At 59.4% G+C, this 25,221-nt stretch carries 19 protein-coding genes and 1 pseudogene; 12 read left to right on the top strand and 8 right to left on the bottom strand.

Features of this window, described 5'->3' with window-relative positions:
• Positions 1–5: 5 nt before the first annotated feature.
• From tssF to HU749_RS00400, 12 genes and pseudogenes are all read left to right on the top strand, one after another.
• A complete protein-coding gene (tssF, locus tag HU749_RS00455; RefSeq protein ID WP_186649425.1) occupies positions 6–1,793 on the top strand; it encodes a type VI secretion system baseplate subunit TssF in 1,788 nt (595 codons plus the stop codon).
• The gene (gene tssG, locus HU749_RS00450; RefSeq protein WP_186649422.1) at positions 1,757–2,761 is read left to right on the top strand and encodes a type VI secretion system baseplate subunit TssG; all 1,005 of its coding nucleotides are present in this window, start codon (positions 1,757–1,759) and stop codon (positions 2,759–2,761) included. Before tssF ends, tssG begins: the two co-directional genes overlap by 37 nt.
• Before the next feature lie 11 nt (positions 2,762–2,772).
• Positions 2,773–5,358: a type VI secretion system ATPase TssH gene (tssH, locus tag HU749_RS00445; RefSeq protein WP_186649420.1), complete on the top strand. Its 2,586-nt coding sequence runs from the start codon at positions 2,773–2,775 to the stop codon at positions 5,356–5,358.
• Between the two features lie 10 nt (positions 5,359–5,368).
• Positions 5,369–6,886 (top strand): sigma-54 interaction domain-containing protein, encoded by a 1,518-nt coding sequence (locus HU749_RS00440; protein WP_186649418.1) that lies wholly within the window; start codon positions 5,369–5,371, stop codon positions 6,884–6,886.
• 57 nt (positions 6,887–6,943) lie between these two features.
• Positions 6,944–7,084: a hypothetical protein gene (locus HU749_RS00435; protein WP_041476208.1), complete on the top strand. Its 141-nt coding sequence runs from the start codon at positions 6,944–6,946 to the stop codon at positions 7,082–7,084.
• Between the two features lie 19 nt (positions 7,085–7,103).
• Positions 7,104–7,895 (top strand): annotated as a pseudogene (gene tagH / locus HU749_RS00430) (type VI secretion system-associated FHA domain protein TagH); the annotation flags it as partial.
• Between the two features lie 65 nt (positions 7,896–7,960).
• A complete protein-coding gene (tssJ, locus tag HU749_RS00425) occupies positions 7,961–8,464 on the top strand; it encodes a type VI secretion system lipoprotein TssJ (RefSeq protein ID WP_079303087.1) in 504 nt (167 codons plus the stop codon).
• Positions 8,461–9,792 carry a type VI secretion system baseplate subunit TssK gene (gene tssK, locus HU749_RS00420; RefSeq protein ID WP_079303086.1) on the top strand — a complete coding sequence of 444 codons (1,332 nt, stop codon included), beginning with the start codon at positions 8,461–8,463 and terminating at the stop codon, positions 9,790–9,792. Before tssJ ends, tssK begins: the two co-directional genes overlap by 4 nt.
• A gap of 5 nt (positions 9,793–9,797) precedes the next feature.
• Entirely contained in the window at positions 9,798–10,661 is an 864-nt protein-coding gene (icmH, locus tag HU749_RS00415; RefSeq protein ID WP_079303085.1) for a type IVB secretion system protein IcmH/DotU, read from the top strand.
• A 13-nt stretch (positions 10,662–10,674) separates the two neighbouring features.
• Complete coding sequence (gene tssM, locus HU749_RS00410; RefSeq protein WP_186649416.1) at positions 10,675–14,118, top strand: type VI secretion system membrane subunit TssM; 3,444 nt, start codon at positions 10,675–10,677, stop codon at positions 14,116–14,118.
• A complete protein-coding gene (locus tag HU749_RS00405; RefSeq protein WP_079303083.1) occupies positions 14,115–14,840 on the top strand; it encodes a PP2C family protein-serine/threonine phosphatase in 726 nt (241 codons plus the stop codon). Before tssM ends, HU749_RS00405 begins: the two co-directional genes overlap by 4 nt.
• Positions 14,837–15,769: a serine/threonine-protein kinase gene (locus HU749_RS00400; protein WP_186649414.1), complete on the top strand. Its 933-nt coding sequence runs from the start codon at positions 14,837–14,839 to the stop codon at positions 15,767–15,769. The genes HU749_RS00405 and HU749_RS00400 overlap by 4 nt, the downstream gene beginning before the upstream one ends.
• Positions 15,770–15,980: 211 nt before the next feature.
• Here the strand turns inward: HU749_RS00400 and HU749_RS00395 are convergent, their stop codons facing one another.
• The 8 genes from HU749_RS00395 to HU749_RS00360 all read right to left on the bottom strand — a co-directional run bounded on the left by HU749_RS00395 (position 15,981) and on the right by HU749_RS00360 (position 25,220).
• Positions 15,981–16,340 carry a DUF6124 family protein gene (locus tag HU749_RS00395; protein ID WP_041476206.1) on the bottom strand — a complete coding sequence of 120 codons (360 nt, stop codon included), beginning with the start codon at positions 16,338–16,340 and terminating at the stop codon, positions 15,981–15,983.
• Positions 16,341–16,948: 608 nt separating this feature from the next.
• Entirely contained in the window at positions 16,949–17,527 is a 579-nt protein-coding gene (locus HU749_RS00390) for a plasmid pRiA4b ORF-3 family protein (RefSeq protein WP_186649411.1), read from the bottom strand.
• 298 nt (positions 17,528–17,825) lie between these two features.
• The gene (locus tag HU749_RS00385) at positions 17,826–18,491 is read right to left on the bottom strand and encodes a hypothetical protein (RefSeq protein ID WP_079303078.1); all 666 of its coding nucleotides are present in this window, start codon (positions 18,489–18,491) and stop codon (positions 17,826–17,828) included.
• A gap of 253 nt (positions 18,492–18,744) precedes the next feature.
• Positions 18,745–19,155, bottom strand: coding sequence for an SMI1/KNR4 family protein (locus HU749_RS00380; RefSeq protein WP_039013267.1), 411 nt, complete (start codon positions 19,153–19,155; stop codon positions 18,745–18,747).
• Between the two features lie 125 nt (positions 19,156–19,280).
• Positions 19,281–19,904 carry a hypothetical protein gene (locus HU749_RS00375; RefSeq protein ID WP_186649408.1) on the bottom strand — a complete coding sequence of 208 codons (624 nt, stop codon included), beginning with the start codon at positions 19,902–19,904 and terminating at the stop codon, positions 19,281–19,283.
• 121 nt (positions 19,905–20,025) lie between these two features.
• The gene (locus HU749_RS00370; RefSeq protein ID WP_027912816.1) at positions 20,026–20,460 is read right to left on the bottom strand and encodes a tetratricopeptide repeat protein; all 435 of its coding nucleotides are present in this window, start codon (positions 20,458–20,460) and stop codon (positions 20,026–20,028) included.
• Between the two features lie 14 nt (positions 20,461–20,474).
• Positions 20,475–24,857, bottom strand: a complete 4,383-nt coding sequence (locus HU749_RS00365; RefSeq protein WP_186649405.1) for an RHS repeat-associated core domain-containing protein — start codon at positions 24,855–24,857, stop codon at positions 20,475–20,477.
• 84 nt (positions 24,858–24,941) lie between these two features.
• Positions 24,942–25,220: a hypothetical protein gene (locus HU749_RS00360; protein ID WP_046064499.1), complete on the bottom strand. Its 279-nt coding sequence runs from the start codon at positions 25,218–25,220 to the stop codon at positions 24,942–24,944.
• Position 25,221: the final 1 nt, after the last annotated feature.

Below are 25,221 nucleotides of genomic sequence, written 5' to 3'. Positions count from 1 at the left end.
CATACATGTCGTTCAATCATTACTACCAGAGCGAGCTGACGGCGCTCCGCCAGCTGGGTCGACGTTTCTCCGAGCGTAACCCGGCGTTGGCTCCCTTTCTGGGGCAGGCCGGACGGGACCCGGATGTGGAGCGGCTGCTGGAGGGGTTTGCATTCCTGACCGGGCGGCTGCGCCAGAAGCTCGATGACCAATTGCCGGAGCTGAGCCATTCGCTGATGCAGCTGTTGTGGCCGAACTACATGCGGCCGTTGCCGGCCTTCAGCATCTTGCAGTTCGATCCACTGCAGCGGTCCGGCCCCGCACTGCGGGTGGAGCGTGATACGCCGGTCGAAAGCAAGCCTGTGCAGCAGGTGCGTTGCCGTTTCCTGACGTGTTACCCCACCGAGGTGCTGGCGCTTGATCTGACCAGGTTGAGTTATTCAGTGAAAGGGGATGGGTCGCTGTTGAGCCTGCGCCTGGAGATGTGTTGCGACGGTCATTTGGGCGAACTGCAACTGAGCCAATTGCGTCTGCACTTGACCGGCGAGCGTTACATCAGCCAGATGCTCTACCTCAGCCTTTTGCGCAATCTTGAAGGTATCGAGCTGATCCCGCTGGACGGCACCGGCGGGGCCCTGCGGGCTGCAGATGGCAGCCCTATGATGTTCAGGGTCCCAGCCGATCGTGTCCAGCCGGTAGGGTTTGCCGAAGAGGAAGCGCTGATCCCGTATCCGCTGAATACCTTTCGCGGCTATCGCTACCTGCAGGAATACTTCGCCTTCCAGGACAAGTTCCTGTTCGTCGACGTCAATGGCCTGGACGTGATCAACGCTGCTCCGCGCAGCAGCGTCGAACAGATGCGGGGTCTGGAGCTGCGCTTCGATATTGGCAAAAGCGGTATCCAGCGGATGCGCCCGACACTGGACAACATAAAGCTTCACTGCACGCCGATCGTCAATCTGTTCAAGCATGACGCCCAGCCAATCCGCCTGGACAGCAAACAGGACGAATACCTGTTGCTGCCCGCCGATTATGCCCAGGAGCACTGCGGCGTGTTCTCGGTCGAAAGCGTCACTGGTTGGAACCCCGGTGGCCTGGGTTATCAGGCCTATGTGCCGTTCGAATCCTTCGAGCACGATTCAAGCTTCGATGTGCCCCACAGCCGACCCTACTACAGCGTTCGTCAGCGCCCTTCATTGCTGCACGGTGGCCTGGACACCTGCCTGGGCTTCGGTTTCCGGCACTCTCACCCCCATGAAACCCTGTCGATCGAGTTGATGTGCACCAACCAGAACCTGCCGCGCCAGCTCAAACCGGGTGACATCGACCAGCCGGGCGAAAAAAGCCCCGAGTCGCTGAGTTTCCGCAACATCGGGCCGGTCACTTCGAGCTTCGCTCCCCCGCTCAACCGCGATTTCCTCTGGAAGCTGATCAGCAACATGTCACTCAACTACCTGTCGCTGGCGGACGTCAATGCACTCAAGGTGATTCTCGAAACCTACGATTTTCCGCGCTACTACGACGAGCAGACAGAGAAGGTCAGCAAGCGTTTGCTGGATGGGCTCAAGTCGATCAGGCACCAGCATGTCGACCGCCTGCATCGAGGCTTGCCGGTTCGTGGCTTGCGCACCGAATTGACCATCGACCCCCAGGGCTACATCGGCGAGGGCGACCTGTTCGTCTTCGCCTCGGTACTCAACGAATTCTTCGCGCTTTATGCCAGCCTCAATTCGTACCACGAACTGCGGGTGAACAGTACACAAGGAGAGGTTTATCAATGGACACCCCGCATGGGCCAGCAGCCGCTTCTATAAACGGGCTGACGCGAGGGATACGCGAGTACTCGCTATTTCAGGCCGTGTTGTTGGTCGTTGATCGGCTGCGCGAGGTTTACCCTGACCTGGATGATGAGGCGCTGTATGACCGGCTGGAGTTCCAGGCCAACCCAAGCCTGGGGTTCCCCGCCAGCGACATCGATCGTGTGGAGTTTTTCGAAGAAAACGGCCAGGTGCGAGCGCGCCTGGGCATGAACCTGATCAGCCTGGTAGGGGCAGGGTCGCCGCTACCGGCGTTCTATGGTGAGCAGGCCCTGGGGGAGGAGGAGGGCAATCCGACGCGCGACTTCCTCGACGTCTTCCACCACCGCCTGCAACGACTGATGCTGCCGATCTGGCGCAAGTATCGTTACTGCGCAAGTTTTCAGAGCGGTGCTAAAGACCCTTTTTCCGAGCAGTTGTTTGCGCTGATCGGCCTGGGCGGCGAAGACATTCGCAAGGCCAGTCAACTGAACTGGAAGCGTCTGCTGCCGTATCTGGGCCTGCTGAGTCTTCGTGCTCATTCGGCAGCTCTGATCGAGGCCGTGCTGCGTTATTACTTCAAGCACGCCGAACTGAACCTTGAGCAGTGCATCGAGCGGCGTGTGGACATCCTTGGCGAACAGCGCAATCGCCTGGGGAGCGCCAATAGCCTGCTGAGCCAAGACCTGGTGCTGGGTGAACAGGTGCGCGACCGCAGCGGCAAGTTCCGGATCCATATCAGCGAACTGGACTGGCAGCGTTTTCACGAATTCCTGCCCATCGGCATCGGTTACCTGCCGTTGTGCTCACTGGTGCGTTTCACCCTGCGTGATCCCCTCGAATATGACATTCGCCTGGTCCTGCGCCGGCAGGACATTCGGGAGCTGTGCATCGGAGAACAGAACATCTGCCGCCTGGGATGGACCAGTTGGTTGGGGCACGAGCGCGCCGATGGCGTGGTGACCCTCGGCAGCAAAATTCATTAGGAATGAATGACATGATCAACGTAGACCTTCAGCAACTGATCCAGGCGTTGGACGCCGAAACCAGAAGCGATCTGTCGCGCTCGGCCGAGCAATGCGTCGCCCGTGGGGCAGACAAAGTCCTGGTGGAAGACTTGATGCTGGGCTTGCTGGAACGTCCGCAGGGCCTGCTCGCGCGAGCCTTGCAAGATGCCCAGGTAAGCGCAGGTGAACTGAGCGCTGCGCTGCAACCACGGATGGGGCACAGCGCTTCGCGCAATCCGGTATTCGCCCCGGAGCTGGTGCAATGGTTGCAGGATGCACTGCTGGTAGCCAATCTCGAGCTGGGCTGCAGCCAGGTCGGACAAGCCGCGTTGATCCTGGCGTTGCTGCGCAACCCGCTTCGCTATGCAGGGAGTGCTTACCAGGCGCTGCTCACCCGACTGAACGTCGATCGGTTGAAAGATTTCGCCTTGTCGCAACAGACCCACCCGGTAGCCGATCACTCCGCCAAGCCGGACGACTCCCTGCTGGCGCGCTTCACCCATGACCTGACCCGGCAGGCTCGTGAAGGTCAACTCGACCCGGTGCTTTGTCGCGACGGTGAAATCAGGCAGATGATCGATATCCTCGTTCGTCGCCGCAAGAACAATCCAATCGTGGTCGGTGAGGCAGGCGTGGGCAAGACCGCCATCGTCGAAGGCCTGGCGTTGCGCATCGCCGCCGCAGAAGTACCGTCAGTACTCGAAGGCGTCGAGCTGCTTTCGCTGGATATGGGGCTCCTGCAGGCCGGCGCCAGCATAAAAGGTGAATTCGAACGTCGTCTCAAAGGGGTGATCGACGAGGTCAAGGCTTCGCCAAAATCCATCATCCTGTTCATCGATGAGGCTCACACCTTGATTGGCGCGGGTGGCAACGCCGGGGGCGCCGATGCGGCCAACCTGCTCAAGCCGGCCTTGGCCCGGGGCGAGCTGCGTACTATCGCGGCTACCACCTGGAACGAGTACAAAAAATATTTTGAAAAAGACCCGGCCCTGGCCCGTCGTTTCCAACCGGTGCAATTGCACGAGCCGACCGTCAGTGAGGCAGTGACCATTCTGCGTGGTCTGGCCCGGGTCTACGAGAACAGTCACGGCATTTACCTGCGGGATGATGCGGTGGTCGCGGCGGCGCAATTGTCGGCCCGCTACCTGGCTGGTCGTCAGTTGCCAGACAAGGCTGTGGATGTGTTGGACACTGCCTGCGCCCGCGTGCGCATCAGCCTGGCCGCTGCGCCGCATAGCCTGGAGCGATTGCGCGGCGAGTTGGCTGAAGGCGAGCGCCAGCGCCAAGCGCTTCGTCGTGATGCGCAGGCCGGCATATCGATTGATCTTCAGGCGCTGGAAGCGCTGGAGGTGCGCCTGGAGGCCATCGAAGACGAGCGCCGAACGCTGGAAATCCAATGGGCCGAGCAACGTATTCTTGCGGAACGCCTGTTGTCGCTTCGCCAGCAATTGGCCAAGGCACGGGAAGCCTCGGTGGATCAGCCCCTCAGCGTCGAAGCACTGGAAGCGGCGTTGCATGAAACACACGGCACGTTGGTGGCTGCGCAAGTCCAGGAGCGCCTGGTCAGCTTCGAAGTTTGCCCGCGACTGGTAGCCGAAGTCATTAGTGCCTGGACCGGTATACCGCTGGCACAACTGGCGCGGGAGCACAGTTTGAAAGTCGCCAGTTTCGCTACGGACCTGCGTGCTCGTATTCGTGGTCAGGAGCCGGCTGTGCGGGCGCTTGATCGCGCGATGCGTGCCGCCGCCGCAGGCCTGAACAAACCCGACGCTCCGGTGGGCGTGTTTCTGTTGGTAGGGCCCAGTGGCGTCGGCAAGACCGAGACGGCGCATGCCCTGGCCGACCTGCTCTACGGCGGTGATCGTTTTATCACCACGCTCAACATGGCCGAATTCCAGGAGAAACATACGGTTTCCCGGCTGATTGGCGCGCCGCCGGGCTACGTCGGTTTTGGCGAAGGCGGCATGCTCACCGAAGCCGTGCGGCAAAAGCCCTATTCAGTGGTGCTGCTCGATGAGGTCGAAAAAGCCGACCCGGATGTGTTGAATCTGTTCTACCAGATATTCGACAAGGGCTTGGCCAACGACGGAGAAGGGCGGGAGATTGATTTTCGCAACACCCTGATCCTGATGACGTCGAACCTGGGCAGCGAACGCATCAACGAGTTGTGCGAAAACGGTACAAAACCAAGTGCCGAATGCCTTGAAGAGTCCATTCGCCCAATACTCAGTCAACATTTCAAACCCGCGCTGTTGGCGCGCATGTGCGTGGTGCCGTACTACCCGCTCAACGGGCCGGTGTTACGTGAACTGGTGGAAGTCAAACTCGACCGCCTGGGCGAGCGGCTGCATCGTCGTCAATTGGGTTTCAGTTATTGCGGGCACCTTGTGAACCACCTGGTCGAGCGTTGCAGTCGTAATGATCGTGGCGCACGACTGATTGACCAACTGCTTGACCTGCACCTGATGCCGCTGGTTGCCGACCGGTTGCTCGCCGCCATGGCCGGTGGCGAACAGCTACGGCATGTACACGCCGTGCTCAACGGCGACGCCAGTCTCGCGTGTGAGTTCTCCTGAGGTGGGCGCCATGTTCAAGAAACTCTCGCAACCGTTGGACTATGCCGAAGCGCTTCTGGCGCAGTTTTCCGACCTTTCACGTTTGGCGGACGGTGCTGAGCTGGTGGGGAAGTTCATCCAGGGCGTAGCGCGGCTCAGTGGCTGTGAACTGGTGCAGTTGTACCTGCTCGATGCCACTCGCACCCGCCTGGAAATGAACACCGAGTGCCTGGAAGGCCAGTTGCAATTTCGTGACCCGAAAAGCCTGCCCTCCGACTACCACTCCGAGCAATTGTTGCAATTTTCCCTGTGCCAGAACCGTGTGGTGTGCCTCGACGCGTTAAGCGACAGCGTGCACGAAACCGGTTTCCTGCCGCCGCGGGCCAGACCCTGGCAGTCGCTGCTTTGCGTTCCCCTGGGCGATCCGCAGGATGGGGTCGGAGGCTTGTTGCTATGCGCGAGCAATCAGCACCTCGACCTGCATGGTATCGCTGAGTCCCTGGGGCATCTTGGGACCTTCGCGCTTGGTCAGATGCATCTGTTACAGCGCCTGCGCGGTCCTGTTGATGAGTCAGAGCCTGATACCACAAGCCTGCCGAGCGCCGTCAGTTACGGCCTGATTGGCAAGAGCATGGCCATGCGCAAGACCTGCTCATTGCTCAGTAAAGTACTGCACAGCCCCTATACCGTCCTGCTGCGGGGTGAGACCGGTACCGGCAAGGAGGTGGTGGCCCGGGTCCTCCATGATTACGGCCCGCGTCGATCCAAGGCGTTTATCGTGCAGAACTGTGCGGCGGTTCCCGAGAACTTGTTGGAGAGTGAGCTTTTCGGCTATCGCAAGGGCGCGTTCACCGGTGCCGACCGGGACCGCGCCGGGCTGTTCGACGCGGCCAACGGCGGCACGCTGTTGCTCGACGAGATCGGTGATATGCCGTTATCCCTGCAGGCCAAGTTGTTGCGAGTGTTGCAGGAAGGCGAAATCCGGCCGTTGGGGTCCAACGTCACTCACCATGTCGACGTGCGCATCATCGCCGCCACCCACCGCGACCTGAAGCAACTGATGGAGGAGGGCAAGTTCCGCGAAGACCTGTATTACCGCCTTGCGCAGTTTCCAATTCCGCTACCGGCGTTGCGCCAGCGCGACGGCGACATCATTGAGCTGGCGCGGAATTTTGCCGACAAGGCTTGCACACTCCTGCAGCGTGATCCGGTGCGCTGGTCAGACGCAGCGCTCGATCACCTGGCTGCCTACGACTTCCCGGGAAACGTCCGTGAACTCAAGAGCATCGTAGAAAGGGCCGTGCTCTTGTGCGAGGGCGGCGAACTGCTTGTCGAGCATTTTGCACTACACATCCAGACCCCAGCCGAACGGGGCCGCGTGAGCCTGCGTGAACGGATGGAGCAGATCGAACGTGGCCTGCTGATCGATGGCCTGCGTGAGAGTTCGGGCAACAAGGCGCGTGCCGCCCGTGAACTTGGCTTGCCGCTACGCACGCTGGTCTATCGCCTTGCGCGCCTGAACGTTCAGCGTAGTGATTTCAATGATTGATCCTTGCCTTGTTCGTAGCCATTCCAGCCCGGTCCTTCCATTTCTGGAGAAATTTCGATGCCTGTTTTCCCCTGGCGAGCCGTCCTGCTGGCGCTCCTCGTGTCATTTGTCCTCGGCGGTTGTAGTGGCAATTACAAATTCAACGACAGTGATTATCGCCCCCTGGGTGATCCACAGGCGATCAATCGCGGTAAGTGATCCAAGGAGCCTTTAATAGATGGATCTTGTTTTCGAAATGCTGAACGCCAACCAGTTCGTCCCTGTACGGCTGTTTCACAAGACTTTCGGACCGGCCGGCGGAGTGATTGGTCGGGGCGAGGGCTGCCACTGGATGATCCCTGACCGCGACCGCCTGCTGTCCAAGTGTCACGCGCAGGTCAGCTTCCGTGAGGGTGCGTTTTTCCTGACCGATACCAGTGGCAACGGTACGACCCACCGCGAAAGCGGTGCGCGCCTGCCCAAGGGCGAGCCGGTACGGATACAGGACGGAGACGCCTACATCATGGGTGAATTCGAGGTCCTGGCGCGCCTGGTCGTCGGGCCGTCGAGCAGCGTTGCCGAAGCCGCTCGCTCAACGTCGGTCGACAGTCTCATTCCGGACGATGCCTTTCTGGAGCTCGACCCGCTGAAAGCACTGGACCAACAGGAGCGGGTCTTGCTGGGCATCGATGAGCTGATAAATCCCACTGCCGTACCACCAGACACCCTTGGGCGCCCAGATTATGCGCGTATCGACATGGAAAGCCTGCTGTTGCCGGATTTGGTCGAAGAGCTCGTTGAACCAAGGCCTGCGCCCATCCCTCGTGCCAACGCTATGGATCATCCGCGCGAAGATTTTTGGGAGCGCTTCGCTATTGCCCTCGGCATGGATCTCGAAAGCCTTGATAGCGAGGCCCGCGAAACCCTGGCGATCAATGCAGCGCTGCTGCTCAAGCAAAGCATCCATGGTTTGCAGCAGAGCTTGCGTACCCGCTCGGAGTTGAAAGGCGAACCGCGCCTGACCCAGACCCAGACCTATGAAGAACAGGTTCGTCTGATTGCCAGCCTGCAAATCGATCACCACGGATGACGTCCATGTCGCACTGCACGATGCACTTATTCAAGACTTTGACGGCGCTGGCCATGACCCTGCTGTTGGGCGGTTGCACCACGTTGTCGCCCTGTTCGACGATGACCAAGCTCGACCTCGCCCTGACGGCCAGTGATCGGCTCAACCCCGATCTCAATGGGCGGCCCTCGCCAGTGGTGGTGCGGTTGTTCGAACTCAGGCATCCGGTAGCCTTTGAAAACTCGGATTTCTTCAGCATCTATGAGCGCGCGAGGGAAACACTGGCCCCCGATCTGGTTTCCAGCGAAGAGCTGGAATTGCGCCCAGGTGAAACCGTCGAGCTCAGGCTCGGTATCACTGGGGATGGACGTTACGTCGGCATACTCGCGGCGTACCGAGACCTGCCACACGCCCGCTGGCGCTACACACTGCCAGTGGCTGCGACGCAGTTGACCGAAGCGAACCTGACCCTCGACCAGGATGGGATCGCCAACACGCTTGAAAGACAGGCCAAGGTAGATGACCGATGAATCACGATAAAGTCGTCTGGCAAGAAGGCATGTTGTTGCGTCCACAACATTTGCAACACAACGATCGTTATTTCGATCACCAGTTGAAGGTTCGTACCCGGTTGCTGGCCAGTTACGCCTGGGGATTCCTGGCGCTGGAAATCGATCTGCAATTTCTCAACATGGGCCAACTGGTGGTCAGCCAGGCCAGCGGGGTCCTGCCGGACGGCAGCCTGTTCGAGCTCGGTGGCAACACCGAGCCGTTGGCCCTGGAAGTACCGTCCAATACCAGCAATACACCGATCTACCTCGCGCTGCCATTGGTGACCGGCAACCACATCGAGTCCCGTCGTCCGGAGCAATCTGATGTGCTGGCGCGCTACACCATCTACGACGCGCAGGTGACCGACTCCAACGCCGGAGATTCCGGCGGGAGCCAGATCAGTTGTGGCCGGCCGGACCTGCGCCTGCTGTTGGGCGAGCAACAGAGCGATCATGCGTTTGTGAAGCTCAAGCTCTGTGAGGTGCTCGATACCACTGCCGATGGAGTGATCAGGCTCGACCCGGACTTTGTGCCGACCTTCCTCCAGGCTCGTTCATCCCATTATTTGCTGTCGTGTCTCAAGGAGATCATCGGCATGCTTGCCCATCGGGGTGACAGCCTTGCCGAGCGGATCCGCTTCAATGGCAAGGCCGGTGGTGCACAAGTGGGCGATTTCATGATGCTGCAACTGATCAACCGTAGCGAACTGTTGCTGCGTCATTATCTGGACCTGGAGCAAGTACATCCCGAAACGCTCTACCGAATGCTACTGGCCCTGTTGGGTGAACTGGCGACGTTCTCCAGTGACAGCAAGCGTCCGCCGCTCACCAACCGCTACCAGCACAGCGAACAGGGCGCATGTTTTCGAAGCCTGATGCAAGCGATCCGCCAGGTGCTGTCGATGGTGCTCGAGCAGCACGCGATCGAGCTGCAATTGCAGCCGCGCCAATATGGAATCACCGTCTCGCCGATGCAGGACCTTACCCTGCTGGATACGGCTTCATTCGTACTGGCGGCTAGCGCCAACTGTGACAGCGAAGAGTTGCGCCATCGACTGCCGTCGAACCTCAAGGTTGGCTCGGTGGAGCGCATCCGCCAGTTGGTCAACCTGCATCTGCCCGGTATCAAGATCAGGCCTCTGCCCGTGGCTCCGCGACAGATCGCATTCCATGCCAACAAAACCTATTTCATCCTGGAGCCCAGCTCCGAAGACCTGGCGCAACTGAAGCGCTCGGCAGGCTTCGCGTTCCATGTGTGCGGTGATTTCGCGGAGCTTGAACTGAATTTTTGGGCCATCAGGAATTGAACGAAATGGATAAGGACAATCCCCAGGACGAAACAACCGTCCTGTTCGACCACCATGGACAACGTCCTGTTTCTGGCCCCTTGACCGACGCTGTTGCGCCGCCACGTTTCGAACAGTTGCAAGAGCGAATGATCTACGCCGCGCACCTGCCGCGGTCCCAGGCCCTCAATGTCAGCCTTAATCCGCTGGTCGCGGCGGCGTCCGGATTGTTGTCGCAAATGGTGCAACTCAAGCACGGCCGCGAACGCGAGGACCTGCAAGCCCTCAAAGGGGAACTGAAGCGAGGCCTGGAGCAGTTCGAAGCCTGTGCCTTGCAGGACGGTGTTGAAAACAGTCAGTTGATCGCGGCGCGTTACGTGCTCTGCTCAGCGATCGACGAGGCGATCGTCACTACACCGTGGGGCCATGGAGGTGGGTGGTCACAGATAAGCCTGCTCAGCACTTTCCACAACGAAACCTTCGGCGGCGAGAAGGTCTTTCAATTGCTTGAGCGCTTGTCGAAAAACCCCATCAAGCACCTGTCGATGCTTGAGTTGTTGTATCTGTGCCTGTCCCTGGGCTTCGAGGGCAAGTATCGGGTCCAGACCCGTGGGATGCTCGAGCTCGAAAGTCTGCGCGATGCCCTGTATCGGCTGATCTGCCAGGCTCGCGGTGACATCCCTCGTGAACTGTCGCCTCGCTGGGAAGGCTTCGATGGCGCGCGACGCAGCCCAGTGCGCATTGTTCCGGCCTGGACGGTAGCGGTTTTTACGCTGGTCTGCCTGGGGGTGGTGTACTCGAGTTTCGCCTGGGTATTGGACGAGCAACGCCGAAGCGTACTGCAACCTTATCAACTGTCAGAGCCGGTCGCCGCTCAGCCGCTGCCGTAAACAGGGACGTGTCATGAAATTGCTTTTCAGGAAAGCCGGTGCCTGGGTGCGCCAGACGTGGATTTGGACGCTGCTGGCGGTGCTTTGTATCGCGTTGCTGGTGTGGTTCGCCGGGCCACTTCTGGCCGTCAATGACTACAAATTCTGGGCAAGCCCGACAGCGCGGTTGCTGACCGTCAGCGTGTTAATGCTGTGCTGGGGCTTGGCCATGGTTTTCGTCAATGGGCGCGGTGGTTCAAGCGCGAATTTCCAGCAAAACGCCCCCGAGCAGGCTCGGGCCCTGCATCAGGCCAGGATTGATGATGAGCGGCGCGAAGTGCGCTCGCGCTTCAAGCAGGCATTATCCACGCTAAGGTCCTCGAGCCTTTATCCCGGCCGCAGCGAACGCTGGCGCAACGATCTGCCGTGGTATCTGCTGATCGGCCCGCCTGCCAGCGGCAAGACCCGTCTGCTGGACTGCTCGGGCCTGGAGTTCCCTCTCGACAAGCTTGAGCGCAAGCCAATCGGCGACACGTCGGGTACCCGTTATTGCGATTGGTATTTTGCCGAGCACGCCGTGCTGGTCGACACTGCCGGGCGCTACCTGACCCAAACGGACAGTGATGTCGACAGCAGTGCCTGGACCGTATTGCTCGAACTGCTGCGCAAGCGTCGCCGCAGTCGTCCGTTGAGCGGTGTACTGGTGACGGTACCGACCGAGGTCCTGTTGCTGGGCAGCGAGGACGAAGTGACTACGCTGGCCCGCCAGATTCGTGGCCGCCTGCAGGAACTGCAACAGAGACTGCACGTCGATGTCCCGGTTTATCTGGTCCTGAGCAAAGCGGACGGCGTGCCAGGTTTCAATGAGTTCTTTGATTCGTTGACTCGCGAAGAAAACGACCAGGTATTGGGTGCAAGTTTCAGCCGGGACCAGCGTGGCAGTGATGTGGCCGTGTTACGTGCCGAGTTCGAGGCGCTGCTGCATCGCCTCAACAGCCAGGTGATCATGCGCATGCATCAGGAGCGCGACCCGCTGCGCCGTAGCTGCATGCTTGATTTCCCTCACCAACTTGGACAACTCGGTGCCGGCCTGTGTCTGCTGGTCGAGCAGGCGTTTACCGGCGGCGTCGGTACGTTGCGTGGTTTCTATCTGACCAGCGCATCGCCGCCGGGCCGAACCAATACCACGCCCAGCGGGCGCTCGCGGTTCATCCATCACTTGATCAGCCGGGTGATTTTTCCGGAAGCCGATCTGACCGACCTCGTTCAGCACGAGCGCCGTCGTCTCCATTGGGGGCAGCGAGCCTTGTATTTTGGGGCGCTGACGGTCATTGGCCTGTGTGGCGTGTTGTGGGCGCACGGTTTTTCGGCCAACCACGAGCGACTGGACAGCTTGCGTACGCTGGCGCAACGCTGGGACCAGCAGCAATCAATCCAGGTAAATGCTGATGACTGGGCCGCGATGCTCGAATCACTGGATATCCGTTTCGAGGCCACCCGGGTTTTCCCGCCCTACAGGGCGGTGCCTTTGCACGAGCGCGTCGGTCTGTACCAGGGCGATGCGAGCAACCCTGCGGTGACCGACGCCTACGAGCGTGAATTACAGGCGCGACTGTTGCCGAAGGTTGCGCAGAGGCTGGAAGCGCATGTCCGCAACGACTGGAATGACCGCGAGCAACTGCTCAACAGCCTGCGTGCGTACTTGATGCTGGGCCTGCAAGAGCGCCGCGATGTTGCCTGGCTCAAGGACTGGCTGGCCAACGATGGGTCGCTTCGTCATCCCGGCAACACGGCGCTGCAGGAGGGCCTGAATGTCCACCTTGAGCGCCTGTTGGAGCTGCCTTTTATCCATGCGCTCAACGAACCGCTGGTAGCCCAGGCCCGGGAAGCCTTGCGCCGGGAGTCCCTGGCAGCCGTCGTGTACAGAATGCTGCACGAACAGGCCAGCCATCTGCCGCAATACCGACTCAGCCAACACCTGGGCTCGCAAGGTGCGTTGTTGGTCGGCACCGACCGTGTGATTCCCGGTTTCTATACCCGCCAGGGTTACGAACGCTACTTTTCGGTTCAAGGCACGGCCCTGGTCACCGAGTTGCTGCGGGACAACTGGGTATTGGGTGAAGGTGAGGGCCTCAGCGGCATGGACATGCGTCGCCTGATGGTCGAACTCGAACAACTGTATTTTCGTGACTATGCCGACCACTGGAGCGAAGCGGTCGGCCAGGTCGCCTTGCAAACCATCAGCAATGCTGGTGAGGGCGCCGAGCAACTCGCGGGGCTGACCTCGGCTCATTCGCCGATTCTGCGGATGCTTGTGCAAGTGCGCGAACACACTCGAATCCAGGCTGTTGCCGAGCAAATCGACGACCTGACGCAGGCGGCAGGGAACGGTGGACATGCCGTTACAAAACTCGCCGCCGTGGTTGGGAAAGCCTCTGCGTCCTTGGCCGAAAGCCTGCCGGACACCGCGCAAAAATCCTTGCGACGACGTTTCGAGCCGCTGCATCGCCTGCTGGACCCGGACAATGGTCCGACGGCAGATCTGGTCCAGGCCTTGCGGGCCATTGATGAGGTGCAATTGCAACTGGCAAACCTGGCTCGCGCCAGTGCCCCGGAACAAGCGGCGTTCGAGCTGGCCAGGCACCGCATGGGCGGCCAGCGCGATGCGTTGAGTCACCTGCGCGGTGCGTCTGCCCGCCTGCCGCGGCCGGTCAGTGCTTGGTTCAACGTGATGGCTGAGGACAGCTGGCGCTTGGTGCTCAATGATTCTTATCGTTACCTGAACCAACGTTATCAGAGCGAGCTGTACAGCTTTTACGGCAAGGCGATCAACAAGCGATACCCGTTCAGTGCCCACAGTGCCAGCGACGTCGCGCTCAATGACTTCCGGGAGTTCTTCAAGGACCAGGGTATCGTCGATCGATTCTTCGACAATTACATGCAGCCCTTCGTCAGCGGCTCCGCGGGACACTACCGCCTGCGCAGCATCGACGGTCAGAGCTTGCCGATGTCCCGGGTCTATCTCGATCAAATGGCAACCGCGCACACCATTCGCCGGAGCTTTTTCGCCGAAAACCCGACCGAACCGCAAGTACAGTTCAAGCTTGAGCCGTACACCCTGGACCCTGCGGTAAGCCGTGCTGAATTCCGTTTCGGTGACCAGATGCTTGAATACCGCCACGGTCCAATCCTGCCGGTGGCGTTTACCTGGCCAAGCGACGCACAGAATGGTCGAACCGCTCTGGTGCTGGACAAAATGGTTGGGCGAGGCGTGGGCATCGAGAAAAATACCGGGCCGTGGTCGCTGTTTCGGTTGTTCGACCTGATGCAGAGCGAATACCTGACCGGGCGCGATGTCCGCGTATTGAAGGCAGACCTGGGTGGCCTGCGCGCCAACTATCTGCTGACGAGCCAACGTACGCCGAACCCTTTCGACATGAGCGTGCTGCGCACATTTCGCCTGCCGGTGCAGCTTTGATGGCGGCCGGCCCCTGGTACAGCGCTGCGCGCACGGACCCTGGCAAGACCCGGCCACGGAATGAGGATGCTTTTCTCGATTGCCCACAACAGGGGGTGTGGGCGGTGGCCGACGGCATGGGTGGCCACTCGGGTGGTGACATTGCCAGCCAGCTGATCGTTGCCAACCTGACGGAACTGCCGCTGTACCGGGACTTGGCTGAACGTTCGAAAGCGGTGCGCCAATGCCTGCGCTGGACTAACCGCCGATTGAGCCAGGAGCTGACCGTCACCGACGATCATCCCGGCATTATCGGCAGCACCGTGGTGGCGCTGTTGTTGGAAGGAAACCGCGGGGTCTGCATCTGGGCGGGTGACAGCCGTTGTTATCTGTGGCGCGGTCGACGACTGTACCAACTGACCAAGGACCATTCACTGCAACAGCAACTGATCGACACGCAACACATCAGCCGCGATGAGGCCTTCGCCCATCCTGCGGCCAAGGCACTGACCCGTGCGGTGGGCGCCGCGCCAGACCTGACGCTGGAGGTGCTGGAGCTGGATGTTCACCCGGGCGATACGTTTTTGCTGTGCAGTGACGGCCTGTATCAAGGCCTTGGCGCGCAAGCCCTTGGCAGTGCCTTGGACCTGGCTTCGCCGCGCGTGGCGTTGGAGCATCTTTTCGACGACGTTCTGCGTGGCCCGGCACGGGATAACCTGACGGCCGTGGTGGTCCGCCCGTGAATGAGGAGGGTAGCCACCCGACGTATTCCACCTTCGCCAACGCTGTGCCTGCTGTGACATCCAGCCAGCTTTGCGTCAGCGAAACACCGGACATACTCGCAGGACGCTATCGCCTTGAACGCTTGCTTGGGGCGGGCGGCATGGGGGTTGTTTACCGCGCGCGGGATCTGCTGCACGAACAATTCGCTGATCCCGATCCGTACGTTGCCGTGAAGATGCTCAGCGAGGCATTCGACGCGTCACCCGATGCGAGTACGCTGCTCTACAGCGAGTTCGCCCTGACGCGGCGATTGCACCACCCGAATATTTTGCGCCCCTACGCCTTCGAAGTGGACACAGCCCAACGACGGGCCTTCATCACCATGGAGCTGATGCGTGGCCTGACCTTGGACAAACTGCTTTGCGAACGGCCCCTCGGGCTGCCGTGGCCCGAACTCAAGGCTATCGCCGTGCCGCTGTTCGATGCCCTGGCATACGCCCACGGCCGTGGCGTACTGCATGGCGATGTGAAGCCAAGCAACATCATGTTGAGCGAAGAAGGCCTGCGCCTGTTCGATTTCGGTTTGGGCCTGGCCGAAGAAGGGCCTTCTCAGCACCTGCCAAACCTGAACCGTGAACGCCTTAACGCCTGGACCCCTGGTTACGCAGCGCCTGAACTGCTTGAAGGTGCGCCCCTTTCAGCGGGTGCCGATGTCTACGCTGTGGCTTGCGTGGTGTATGAACTGGCGAGCGGCCAACACCCGTTCCAGCGGTTACCGTCCACCCAGGCTCGCGATGCCCGATTGGAGCGCGCGCTCAAGGCGCCGCACAACCTGCCCAGGCGTTGCTGGGCGGTGCTACGGATGGCGCTGGCGTTTGATCCGGGGCAGCGGCGTATTAGTGCAGCTCGATTGCGTGACGCCTTGGGTGGTGTGTGGTCTTGGTGGTGACATTCTTGAATGGTGAAACGAGCCATAACCTAGTCCCTATTTTGATCGCTACGACTGCTGTTCGTGGCGAGGGAGCTTGCTCCCGCTCGGCGGCGCAGCCGTCGTAAACCGGCTGATGCGGTTTTTCCGGAGAAATGCGCCGGCCTGTTTTGGGGCGGCTTCGCCACCCAGCGGGAGCAAGCTCCCTCGCCACGGGTTGGTGGTGTGGCGGCTATCGTGGGTCGACGTTATCGAGCACACGGCTGGCCAGCATTGAACTCAGTTCGATCAATTGCTGGATGCCGAGGGCGATGTGGCGGCGGGGGCCTTCCAGGTCGAAGGCCAGGTTGCTGATCATCGCGTCGGCTGATGCCAGGTTTTCGCTGAGGTTGGCGAGCAGGCATTCGTTGTCGACGTTTTTTGCCACGGTGAATAGCTGGTCCGGTTTGGATGCATCTTCGGACTTTTCCGGTTTCGGTAGCAGGTAGTAATCCAAGGCGCGCTTTTCTGCTTCGTCTTGTTTCTTCGTTTTGGATTTAGTGGACGCAGAGGTGCGATCTGCTTCGGGGGGATTCGGTGTAATTTTGAACATGGTGCAGCTCCTTTCGTAAGAGGAACCATCACCGTCTGCCGCCAAGCAGATAGGGTGACGGATTAAACAAGGTTGGCGGACCGGAACGAAAGGAACCCGGCATCCCCGAAGGGATCCTTGCGCAACCCGCCATAACATAGGAGTGCCAATGCCAGAGGCATCGCAATCCTATTGAGGGGCTGTTGCGCCTTTCGTGTACCGGGCCGCCAAGCCCGACCACTGATGGGCAGTGGCAGGGAAAACGATAGAAGCCATGGGAACGGCGCACAAGCGGGCGAATTCTGGCGTAGTTGTAGGCAATGGCGCAAGGATGCGTAGCTTGGTGGAAGCGTTGCGGAGGGAGAATAAACAAGCCTTCTTAATGCCCAGGATTCGGGGCGAGGGAGCTTGCTCTTGCTCGGTGGCGCAGCGGTTTTTCTGTAGGAGTGCGCTTGCCGTTTTGGGGCTGCTGCGCCGCCCAGCGGGGCGGTGCGACGTTTCGCTAAATCCCCTCGCCACAAAATGGATGCTAACCGCCAGCCCCCTGTGGGAGCGAGCTTGCTCGCGATGGCGGTAGCACGTTACATACCCATCTGAAGGGTAAGTATCCGAACCCCACCTGTTTCAACTCAGACCTTGATCTGTTTAAACCACTGATTCACGCGTTCGCAATCAAAGATCGTCGGGTCGAAGGTCTCCCCGTACCATTCCACCATAGCGTCATGCTCGGGATGTTCAGGGTTAGCCATGGCCTCTAAAAACACTTCGTAACCCGGCCCTCCACCCACGTCTTCCGGTGGGCAAGCATTGGCGCCCTCGATGCAGTACGGCACTTGAGGGCAGGCAGTAGCGGGTAATGTTTTTTCGACCTTGATGTAGTGATGCCACTCATCACCGAAGTCATAGAGATAATTGAATGTCCGCTTTCCGTTCAGTGCCTTGATCAGTGTTTTACGAGCTTCCGGATTCACCGCCGGCCCCCAGCCATCAGGATCGGGCACGCCATAATTCTCACCGGCAATTTCAAACTCATGCAGATGGTAATCGCTCCAACCCATCACGATCTGGATCACCTGATGCAACCTGCCCAAGGTAATGTTTTCAGGTACTGCGAACCGACGCCAAATCGTTGGAGTCATCCACTTCAGCTCTATATGCAGTAGCAACAAGTCACGCTCGGGCTTTGGCAAGCGAACAGTTTTAGCCATGGGTCAGGCAGCCTCGCAGTGTTTGTGAGTGTAAGAGACACGCTCCAGGGGCGCAGTTCGTTAGCCCGATTGACCGGATGCTTGGCGATGCATTCCAGTACGTAGGTCACGGTGATGAAAAATCTGAGTCATCAATGCTGCTCCGGAGGTCATGCCAGAGTTTCAAGGTAATTGAATAACCTGAGTCAGGCCATCTGAGTTTCGATTTCTGCCAGCAAGCTCACTCGCCACGTGATCTGTGTTTCGGATCAGGCCCTGTGGTGTTGGCTCGATCGGCATTTCGCCCTTTGGACAGCTGTCAAAGCTTGTCCAAGCTAGAAACCGTGGTGGTGTAGAAGGCCACGCCCGACTTGTCGATGACCTTTATTCTGCCGCCTTCTTCCTTGAGGTCTTTGAGGTACGGACCGAACGCTATTTCGTCGGGCGCGGTTCGCAGAATTTCTTTGTCGAGTACCGGTGTGTCTTTCCTCAAGACCTTAAGGTTCATGAGGAAGCAGTCGATGGTTAACTGGCACTCCAGGACGCAGACATAATCCGACCCTTTTATTTTTTTCTGCTTGAAGGTCCACTCGTTTTTATAGTGGTTGCGGCGGAACTCATCCATTGCGTTTTTCAGCAGATCCAGGGGCAAGGCCGTATGTGGGCGGCATTTTTCCAGGCCTTCCAGCAACAGTTGTATAAAGAACTCATTGAGCTCGTTGACCGATGTGCATTTTTTATACAGTTCAGTATCTAGACTGACATTGACGATGAGCGCGCCGCTGGAGTTGACATAGGGCTCATTGACGGCTTGGCGGGTGCCGACAAAGCAGATTTTCTTGAAGTTCGGCGTTTCGAATTTTTCTGCACTCAGGTGGCGCTCAAGAAAATTGCAAATCGATCGGCTTTGGTCGCGAAACGGATGAATAATTTCGTCGCTGAATTCGCCCAGGTCGGGGTATAGGTAAATTTCTTTTAAGATCATGGTCTTGAATGCCTCGCTGGGTCTGGTTCCCGCCTGCGTCGATTCGCGTTTCTTCGCTCAAAATCTCGACTTTCCAACGAGCAACTGGGCCGGCCGGCTCTTTTTTGATGACTCTGGATTCGTAACGTCCTCTTGAAATCCAATACTCATACGTAGACCTGAGCGAGCCTCGTGAGGCTATCGCTTCACAGGCTCGTGGGTAGGTCATTTCCAGGCAGCATGGTAAGCCTGTCCAGCGGTGACGCCACCGGCTCTATTGGCCTGTGAGTTCAGCAAGGAACTCCTCAAATGATTCGCATACGAACGCCAGATCCTCCTCATCCATCAAGTACAGGTAGATATTCCCGAAGTCAGCTTCCTTAACGGATAAGAGGAAGGAGTTGCCACCGTGATCATACGCAAAGGGGATCATTTGTTTTAGCGACGGAAAGTCGTCCGTCAAGTCGCGATAGACCGTTTCGATAGGGGCTTGTCCGTATTTGATCGGAGTGAATCCACCCAGCAAGAAATCATTCTCGCTACTGCTCTCAGACAAATCGCCGCCGTTGTGCTTTAGATAAAATTGCCTAAAGGCTGTCGGTAATTCCACATTGAATTTTTCTTGGAACTCATTCAACTCTTGCACAGAGAGGGCGCGTTCGGATTCTTCGAGGGTCAGCCGCATTTGGATGCTCCTTTTTTCAGCTATTGAAGTGTTCTGACCTTTCGCCAAGTCTTCAATATGACGTTCTTTTTGGGGCGGCTTCGCCGCCCAGCGGGAGCAAGCTCCCTCGCCACGGGAATTTGCGCTTAACCTGCGCCTAGTAATTTGTTCGCAAGCGCCAGATCGAACGGCTTGTTCCCAAATATTGATTTAGTCGCCAGGGCTTTCTTGAGCACATCCGAATCCAGGCTCAGATTGTTTTTGTGCGCTGCAAAGACAATCGTCAGGAATGGAAACGCATAGTTATCCGGCTCGGCCAACACGTCATCGATTAATGCGGGGGAGCCAAGAACGCTGTGCTCTGCCTTGGGCAGGTAAAATTTCTCGAGCCGTTCGGTTATTTTTTTGACGGTTGCGCCGATGGCTTGAGGGAACGGAGTTCTGATGATGCCGCCCAGCTCGTCACCGAACTGTTTTGCTTCCTCCGACAAGGAGCTCTTCGACAAAAATGATGAATTCAGCAGCCGGCTCTCGTAGGGCGGAGATTGCTCTTTACAGAAGCTAAAGGCCTCGCACGTATAGATATCCAACCCCGCGTAATAACCGTCGGCCTTGGTCAAGTGTTGAACGTAGATTTCCCCAAGCTTTTCCTTGGCAGCGAGCAGGTCAAGTTTATTTTTGCTGGCCTTCAGGTCAAGGTGGGGTGACGTTGTTTGCTTCAGCGCCGCCAGTAACTCCGCTTCCAGGTGCTTGCGAATTTCCACACTCATGACGTAGACCTGAGCGAGTCTCGTGGGGCAATCACTTCATGCTCATCCGTTGGCTCGATCGGCATATAAATGTCAAAGCTTGTCCGGGCTAGAAACCGAGGGCTCTAGAGCCATGCTTTGGTCAGGCCTTTTTTTCCAAGTAAAACTTCAGATATTTTTTGGGTCTTTCTTGAAAGGCTCGAGCTTTGCCGAAGCTGTAGGCGTCATCAAAGTACCTATAAGCCTGCGCGTGGTCTCCCAGCTCAAAATAGACCATTCCCAGGTTAATCAGCGGCCCTGTATCGATATCCGATTCCCGGCCATCCAAGGTCTTTTGTGCCCAGTCTTTAGCAGCCTCGAAATCCCCATTGTCAAAATGCAGGTTGAAAAAAGAACCTGTGACCCAGGCTGACAAAGGTGTCCATTCCAGCTTCGGTTCAGGAAGCAATTCCCAAGCTTTTTGGTACAGGGCTTGAGCTTCATTTTTTTTGTTTTGCTCATCGAGCTCATTACCCGACGCCATGATGCGCATTACTTCGTCTGCCAGCGTCGGGCTTTCATCTGCCAAGTCTTTCATATGACGTTCCTTTACTAGTAAATGGGCTTTTCTGCGGGGCCAATAAAATCGCCGGGGTCCCTATATCGATCCGTCAGGAGCGCGCCTTTGGAGCGGTTATGGGAATAATATTCCAGCTCATAATTGTCAGGGTCGCGCATCCATCCCCTCACTTCTTTGGTTTTAGCCCCATGGAAACCGCCTTTGGAGTTCCAGTATTTAACGGCATCCGTTTTATGAGCCATGTCGGCGTCTTTAATGGAATACCATTTCTTGTCGGTGCTCTGGAATCTCATGTTTTTCCCGGTGCCGATTATTTTACCTTCGGCTCTCATCCGCGCGATCACCGCTTTGCCGGTACGGCTGCTCTTCCCAGGGGTTCTGCCTACAGAGTTCAGGCGACAAGATAGACCCAATGGATCGATCCATCCAAAGGGGTTGGGACTGTAGGCGTAAAAATTCAGACCACCGTTCAACCCAATCGGATCCGGCGTAGTAAACCGCCCCACATCCGGATCATAAAACCTGAACGTATTGAAATGCAGCCCCGTTTCCCGATCCAGGTATTGCCCCTGGAACCGCAAATTCTGCTCTTCGATGTAATACGGCTCGCGCACTTCCTCCAGCGTATTGCCCCACACCCGATACGTCGCCTGCCAAACATTGTGCCCGTCGGCTTCGGTGAGTTGTTCCGGCAGGCCGTTGAGGTCGTTGTGGTAGTAGCGGATTTTTTGCAGCGGGCCGCTGCCGTCGACGCGGGCCAGGGGTTCGTAGCCGTCGTCTTCGTAGAGGTACAGGCTGGTTTGCTGGTGGCGGTGTTCCTGCAACAGGCGCAGGCCATCCCAGGTGAAGCGAGTTTCGCCCAGCGGGTAACCATTGCTGTCGTGTTCGGTTTTTTCGATGCGCCGGCCCAGCGGGTCGTAGGCCATTTTCACCACGCTGCCGTTGTCGTTGCGGACTTCAATCAAGCGGCTTTCGGCGTCATAGGCAAAGTGTTGCACGCCGCGTTTGGCGCTGCGTTTTTCGATCATCCGGCCGAAGGCGTCGTAGCGGTAGCGCTTGTCCTGGTAGGTCAGCAGTTTGTTGTGCACCACCAATCCAGCGCCGGGGGCCGGGCCGTCCAGCAGGTTGGCGGCGGCGTCGTAGGTGAAGGTCTCGCGCTGGCCATGCAGGCTGTCCTGGCTGGCGATGATGCGGCCGGTGGCGTCGTAGTGCAGGAGCTGGCGCTGTTGCGCGGCGGGTTGCTGGTCGAGTTTGCCGATGAGGTTGTCGGCGGGGTCGTACTCGAAGTGTTTTTGCACCGCCGCCGGCAACAGCGAGGGTTGGCTGCTGTGACGGCGTTGCCGTGCGCGCAGGCGGCCGCTGCGGTCGTATTCGCTGCGGGTGTTGATCTGCCCTTGGGTGCGCAGCACTTCGCGGTGCAGGCGGTCGCGTTCGAAGTCGCTGATGACCTGGCCGTCGAGGTTGATCTGGTGCAGGTGGCCGCTGCCGTAGTACAGGCGGTTGACCCAGCGGCCATCGGGCAGTTGGGTCTGGATCAGGTTGCCGAGTTCGTCGTAGTGGTGTTGCAGGCTTCCGGCGCCGCTGTTTTCGGCGAGTAACTGGCCGAGGGCATCGTAGGCGAAGCTCAGGGTCTGGGCGTTGCCTTGCAGGTCGGTGAAGGTGACGGCGGTGAGTTGGTCCAGCGGGTCGTAGCTGTATTCGGTGCGGCCATCGTCGGTGACTTTGGCGATCAGCCGGCCCACGGCGTCGCGTTCCAGGCGATGGACGATGGGCGCCGGCGGTGTTTCGGGAATGAGCGCCAGGCCCGTGCCGTACGGCGCAGGCATCGCCGTCACCGCCGCGACGTTGTCGAGGCGGTCGTAGTCGTAGCGCTTGGTGCTGCCATCCAGGTCTTGTTGTTCGATCAACCGATCCCCGATATCCCAGGCAAACCGGTAGCTCTCACCATTCTCGTTGGTCAGCGCTTGCAGCCGGCCGAAGCTGTCGTAGGCGAACTGCACCTGCCGGCCTTGGGCGTCTGTGCGTTGGCGGACCTGGCCGCGGCGGTTGTGTTGGTAAAGCGTGGTGTGCCCGGCCGGGTCGGTGTAGCCGATGAGGTGGCCGGCGGTGTCGCGCTGGTAGTGTTCGGTTCGGCCGTCCGGCAACTGGCTGCTGAGCAGACGTCCCTGGGCGTCGTAGCTGAATTGGGTGCGCTCGCCGAGGGCGTCGGTGATGATTTGCAGGTAACCGCGCGCGTCGTAGCTGAAGCGCGTCGGGTAACCCGAGCAATCGACGTGCTCCACCAATTGGCCGAACGGGTTCCAGCGCAGCTTTTTGCTTTTGCCGGTGGCGTCGATGATCTCCACGACCTGGCCGTGGGTGTCGTAGCGGTAGCGGGTGATGTGGCCCAGTGGGTCGGTTTCCACCGTGCAGTTGCCGCGTTGATCGTAGCGGTATTTCCAGCTGTGGCCGGCGGCGTCGGTGTCTACCAGCGGCAGGGCCCAGTGTTCGAGCCAGAGGGTGGATTCGCTGCGGCCCAACGGGTCGGTTTCGCTGAGCAGGTTGCCGGCGTCGTCGTAGCTGAATTGGTACTGGCCGCCCTGTGGATCGGTAGCGCTGAGCAACTGGCGCTCATCGTTCCATTCGAACAGCCAGGTCTGGCCGAGGTTGTCAGTGAACTGGGTGATCTGGTGCTGGCTGTTCCAGTGTCGGGTGCTGATGCGTTGCAGGCTGTCGCTGATGCGGGTGATGCCGGCCTTGAGGTCATAGTCGAACTGGTAGGCGTCGCCTTCGTCGGTCCAGTGCCGGACCACGCGCCATTCCTGGTCGTCGATCAGGGCCCATTCGTAGAAGCAATGCAGGCCGCTGGGCAACTGGTGCTCGACCATCCGCTGCCCGGCGTCGTAGCTGAAGCGCCGTTGCACCTGGCCGGTGGCGTCGCGCACTTCGGCGAGGGTGTTGGCCGTGTCGTAGGCGTAGCTGACCAGCACTTCCCGGGATTGGTCGGGGTAGAGGCGCTCGATGTGGGTGACGCGTTCGTGTTCGCGGATCAGCTCGACTTGCACCAGGTCGAAGGTGTCGCGCAGCCGCGCCAGGCGTCCGGCGTCGTCGTAGTCGAGGTGGATGCGGTTGTCGTTGCGGTCGCCCAGTTGGCTCAGGCGCAAGTGTGATGGGTTGGTTGGCGAAGGTTCGAACAAACGGTACAGGCCGTCTTCGCTTTCGATCAGCAATTGCCCGTTCACATGACGGCGCACCGCCAGGCCTTCACCGGCGCTGAACACTGCGCCGCCCAAGGGGATGGAACCCATGTCGATGGGCCGGCCTTGTTCGTCGGTGTAGACCAGGGTTTCGCCGCCCTCGGGGTGGGGCAGGATTTCTACCTGGACTTCGTAGGCGACGCTCCAGCCGGCGCCGAACAGGCTGTCACGGCGTTCGTCGCGGCTGTTGTACACGCGCTGCCAGTCAATCGGCAGGATGCCGGGCAAGACGAAATCCAGGTCCTCGTCACCGCCTAGCACCTTGGCCCCGGTAGCGGCGTGCACCGGGTTCGACGAGCCCAGGGCTGCGTTGGCGGCTGCGTTCGCCGCGCTGCTGGCGGCCATGGACACCGCGCCGCCCACCAGCATGCACGGCAGTTTGCTGAAGAACTTGCCCTTGCCGCCCTTGAGCATCAGCAGCGCGGTGACCGCCAGGCCTACGCCCGGGGTCTTGCCGCTGCGGATCTCGCGCACCACCACCGAGCCGCCGCCAATGGTCACGTCAGGGGAAATCAGCCCGGCCGACACTACGGTCGCATCGCAGGTGCTGCGGTCGCCGCTGCGCACGGCGGGCTGGCCGTTGATGGTGACCTTGTCCGAACCTTCGGCCATGAACTGCGGTGGCATGGGTGGGTGCTTGGTGCAGATCACCAGGTCTTCCGGCCGGGTCTCCGTACCGGGGGCTGGCGAGGCGACAGTGGGGCGCCACATTTGCGAGAAGAAATTCCCGGCCATGTCCAGGTAACTGGGTTCTTCTTCCGGCTCGGGCATTTCCAGTTCGGTGCCGGCCGGCGCGACATGGGAAACAACAGCGCCGGCGGCGCGGGCCGAGGGTATGTTGTTGGTGAAGGTGTCCTTGGAGCCGGTGAGGATGTTGGCCTGCACCGTGGGCGGAAAGAGGGCGTTGCCGATGCCCTCGCATAAATTGCTCAGGCCTTTGTCGGCCCCGGTCTTGCTCATGGCCAGGCCGACGATGGTGCCCACCACCAGGCCCAGGACGAAGCAACCCAGGCCGCCGGTGACGACGGTGATGCCCGTGGCCGCGACCACGGCGGCGGTCGCCAGGGCGGTGATCGCGATGTTGGCTGCCACCTCCAATACGCCGCCAAGGATGTCGGCCATCATCGAGGTGTGGTTGAGTGCATCGCCCAGGCGGGCGGCCCAGAGCGCGTCAGACATGCACGTTGCTCAGGCGGGTAGGGTGGCTGGGGAGGGTGTGTTCAAGCAATTGGATGCCTTCCATTGCATCTGTGTCCTTGTGGGTTACGGCATGCTCATCAGGGCCATTCTCAGGCGCTTGATCAGTTTCGGGGTCTTGAGGCAATCGACCGGGCGTTTGTTGCCCAGGGCGGGCACGGTCTGTTCCAGCCACCAGAACCCTTCCTTGAGCCCTCTTTTTCCGTAGAGCACGACGGCCATGTCGAGGTTGTCATCCATGGCCTTGGCCAGCGCGCGCGCGTTGTCGTCGAGGTAGTCCTCTTCGTACAACCGCACGAAATGCTGCCAATCGGCATCGCCGACGTATTCGTCTTCCAGTCCCATT

The organism is Pseudomonas ogarae (assembly GCF_014268695.2).
GTDB lineage: Bacteria > Pseudomonadota > Gammaproteobacteria > Pseudomonadales > Pseudomonadaceae > Aquipseudomonas > Aquipseudomonas kilonensis.
The sequence above is the reverse complement of the archived record's forward strand: the minus strand, read 5'-3'. Positions and strand labels throughout refer to the sequence as shown.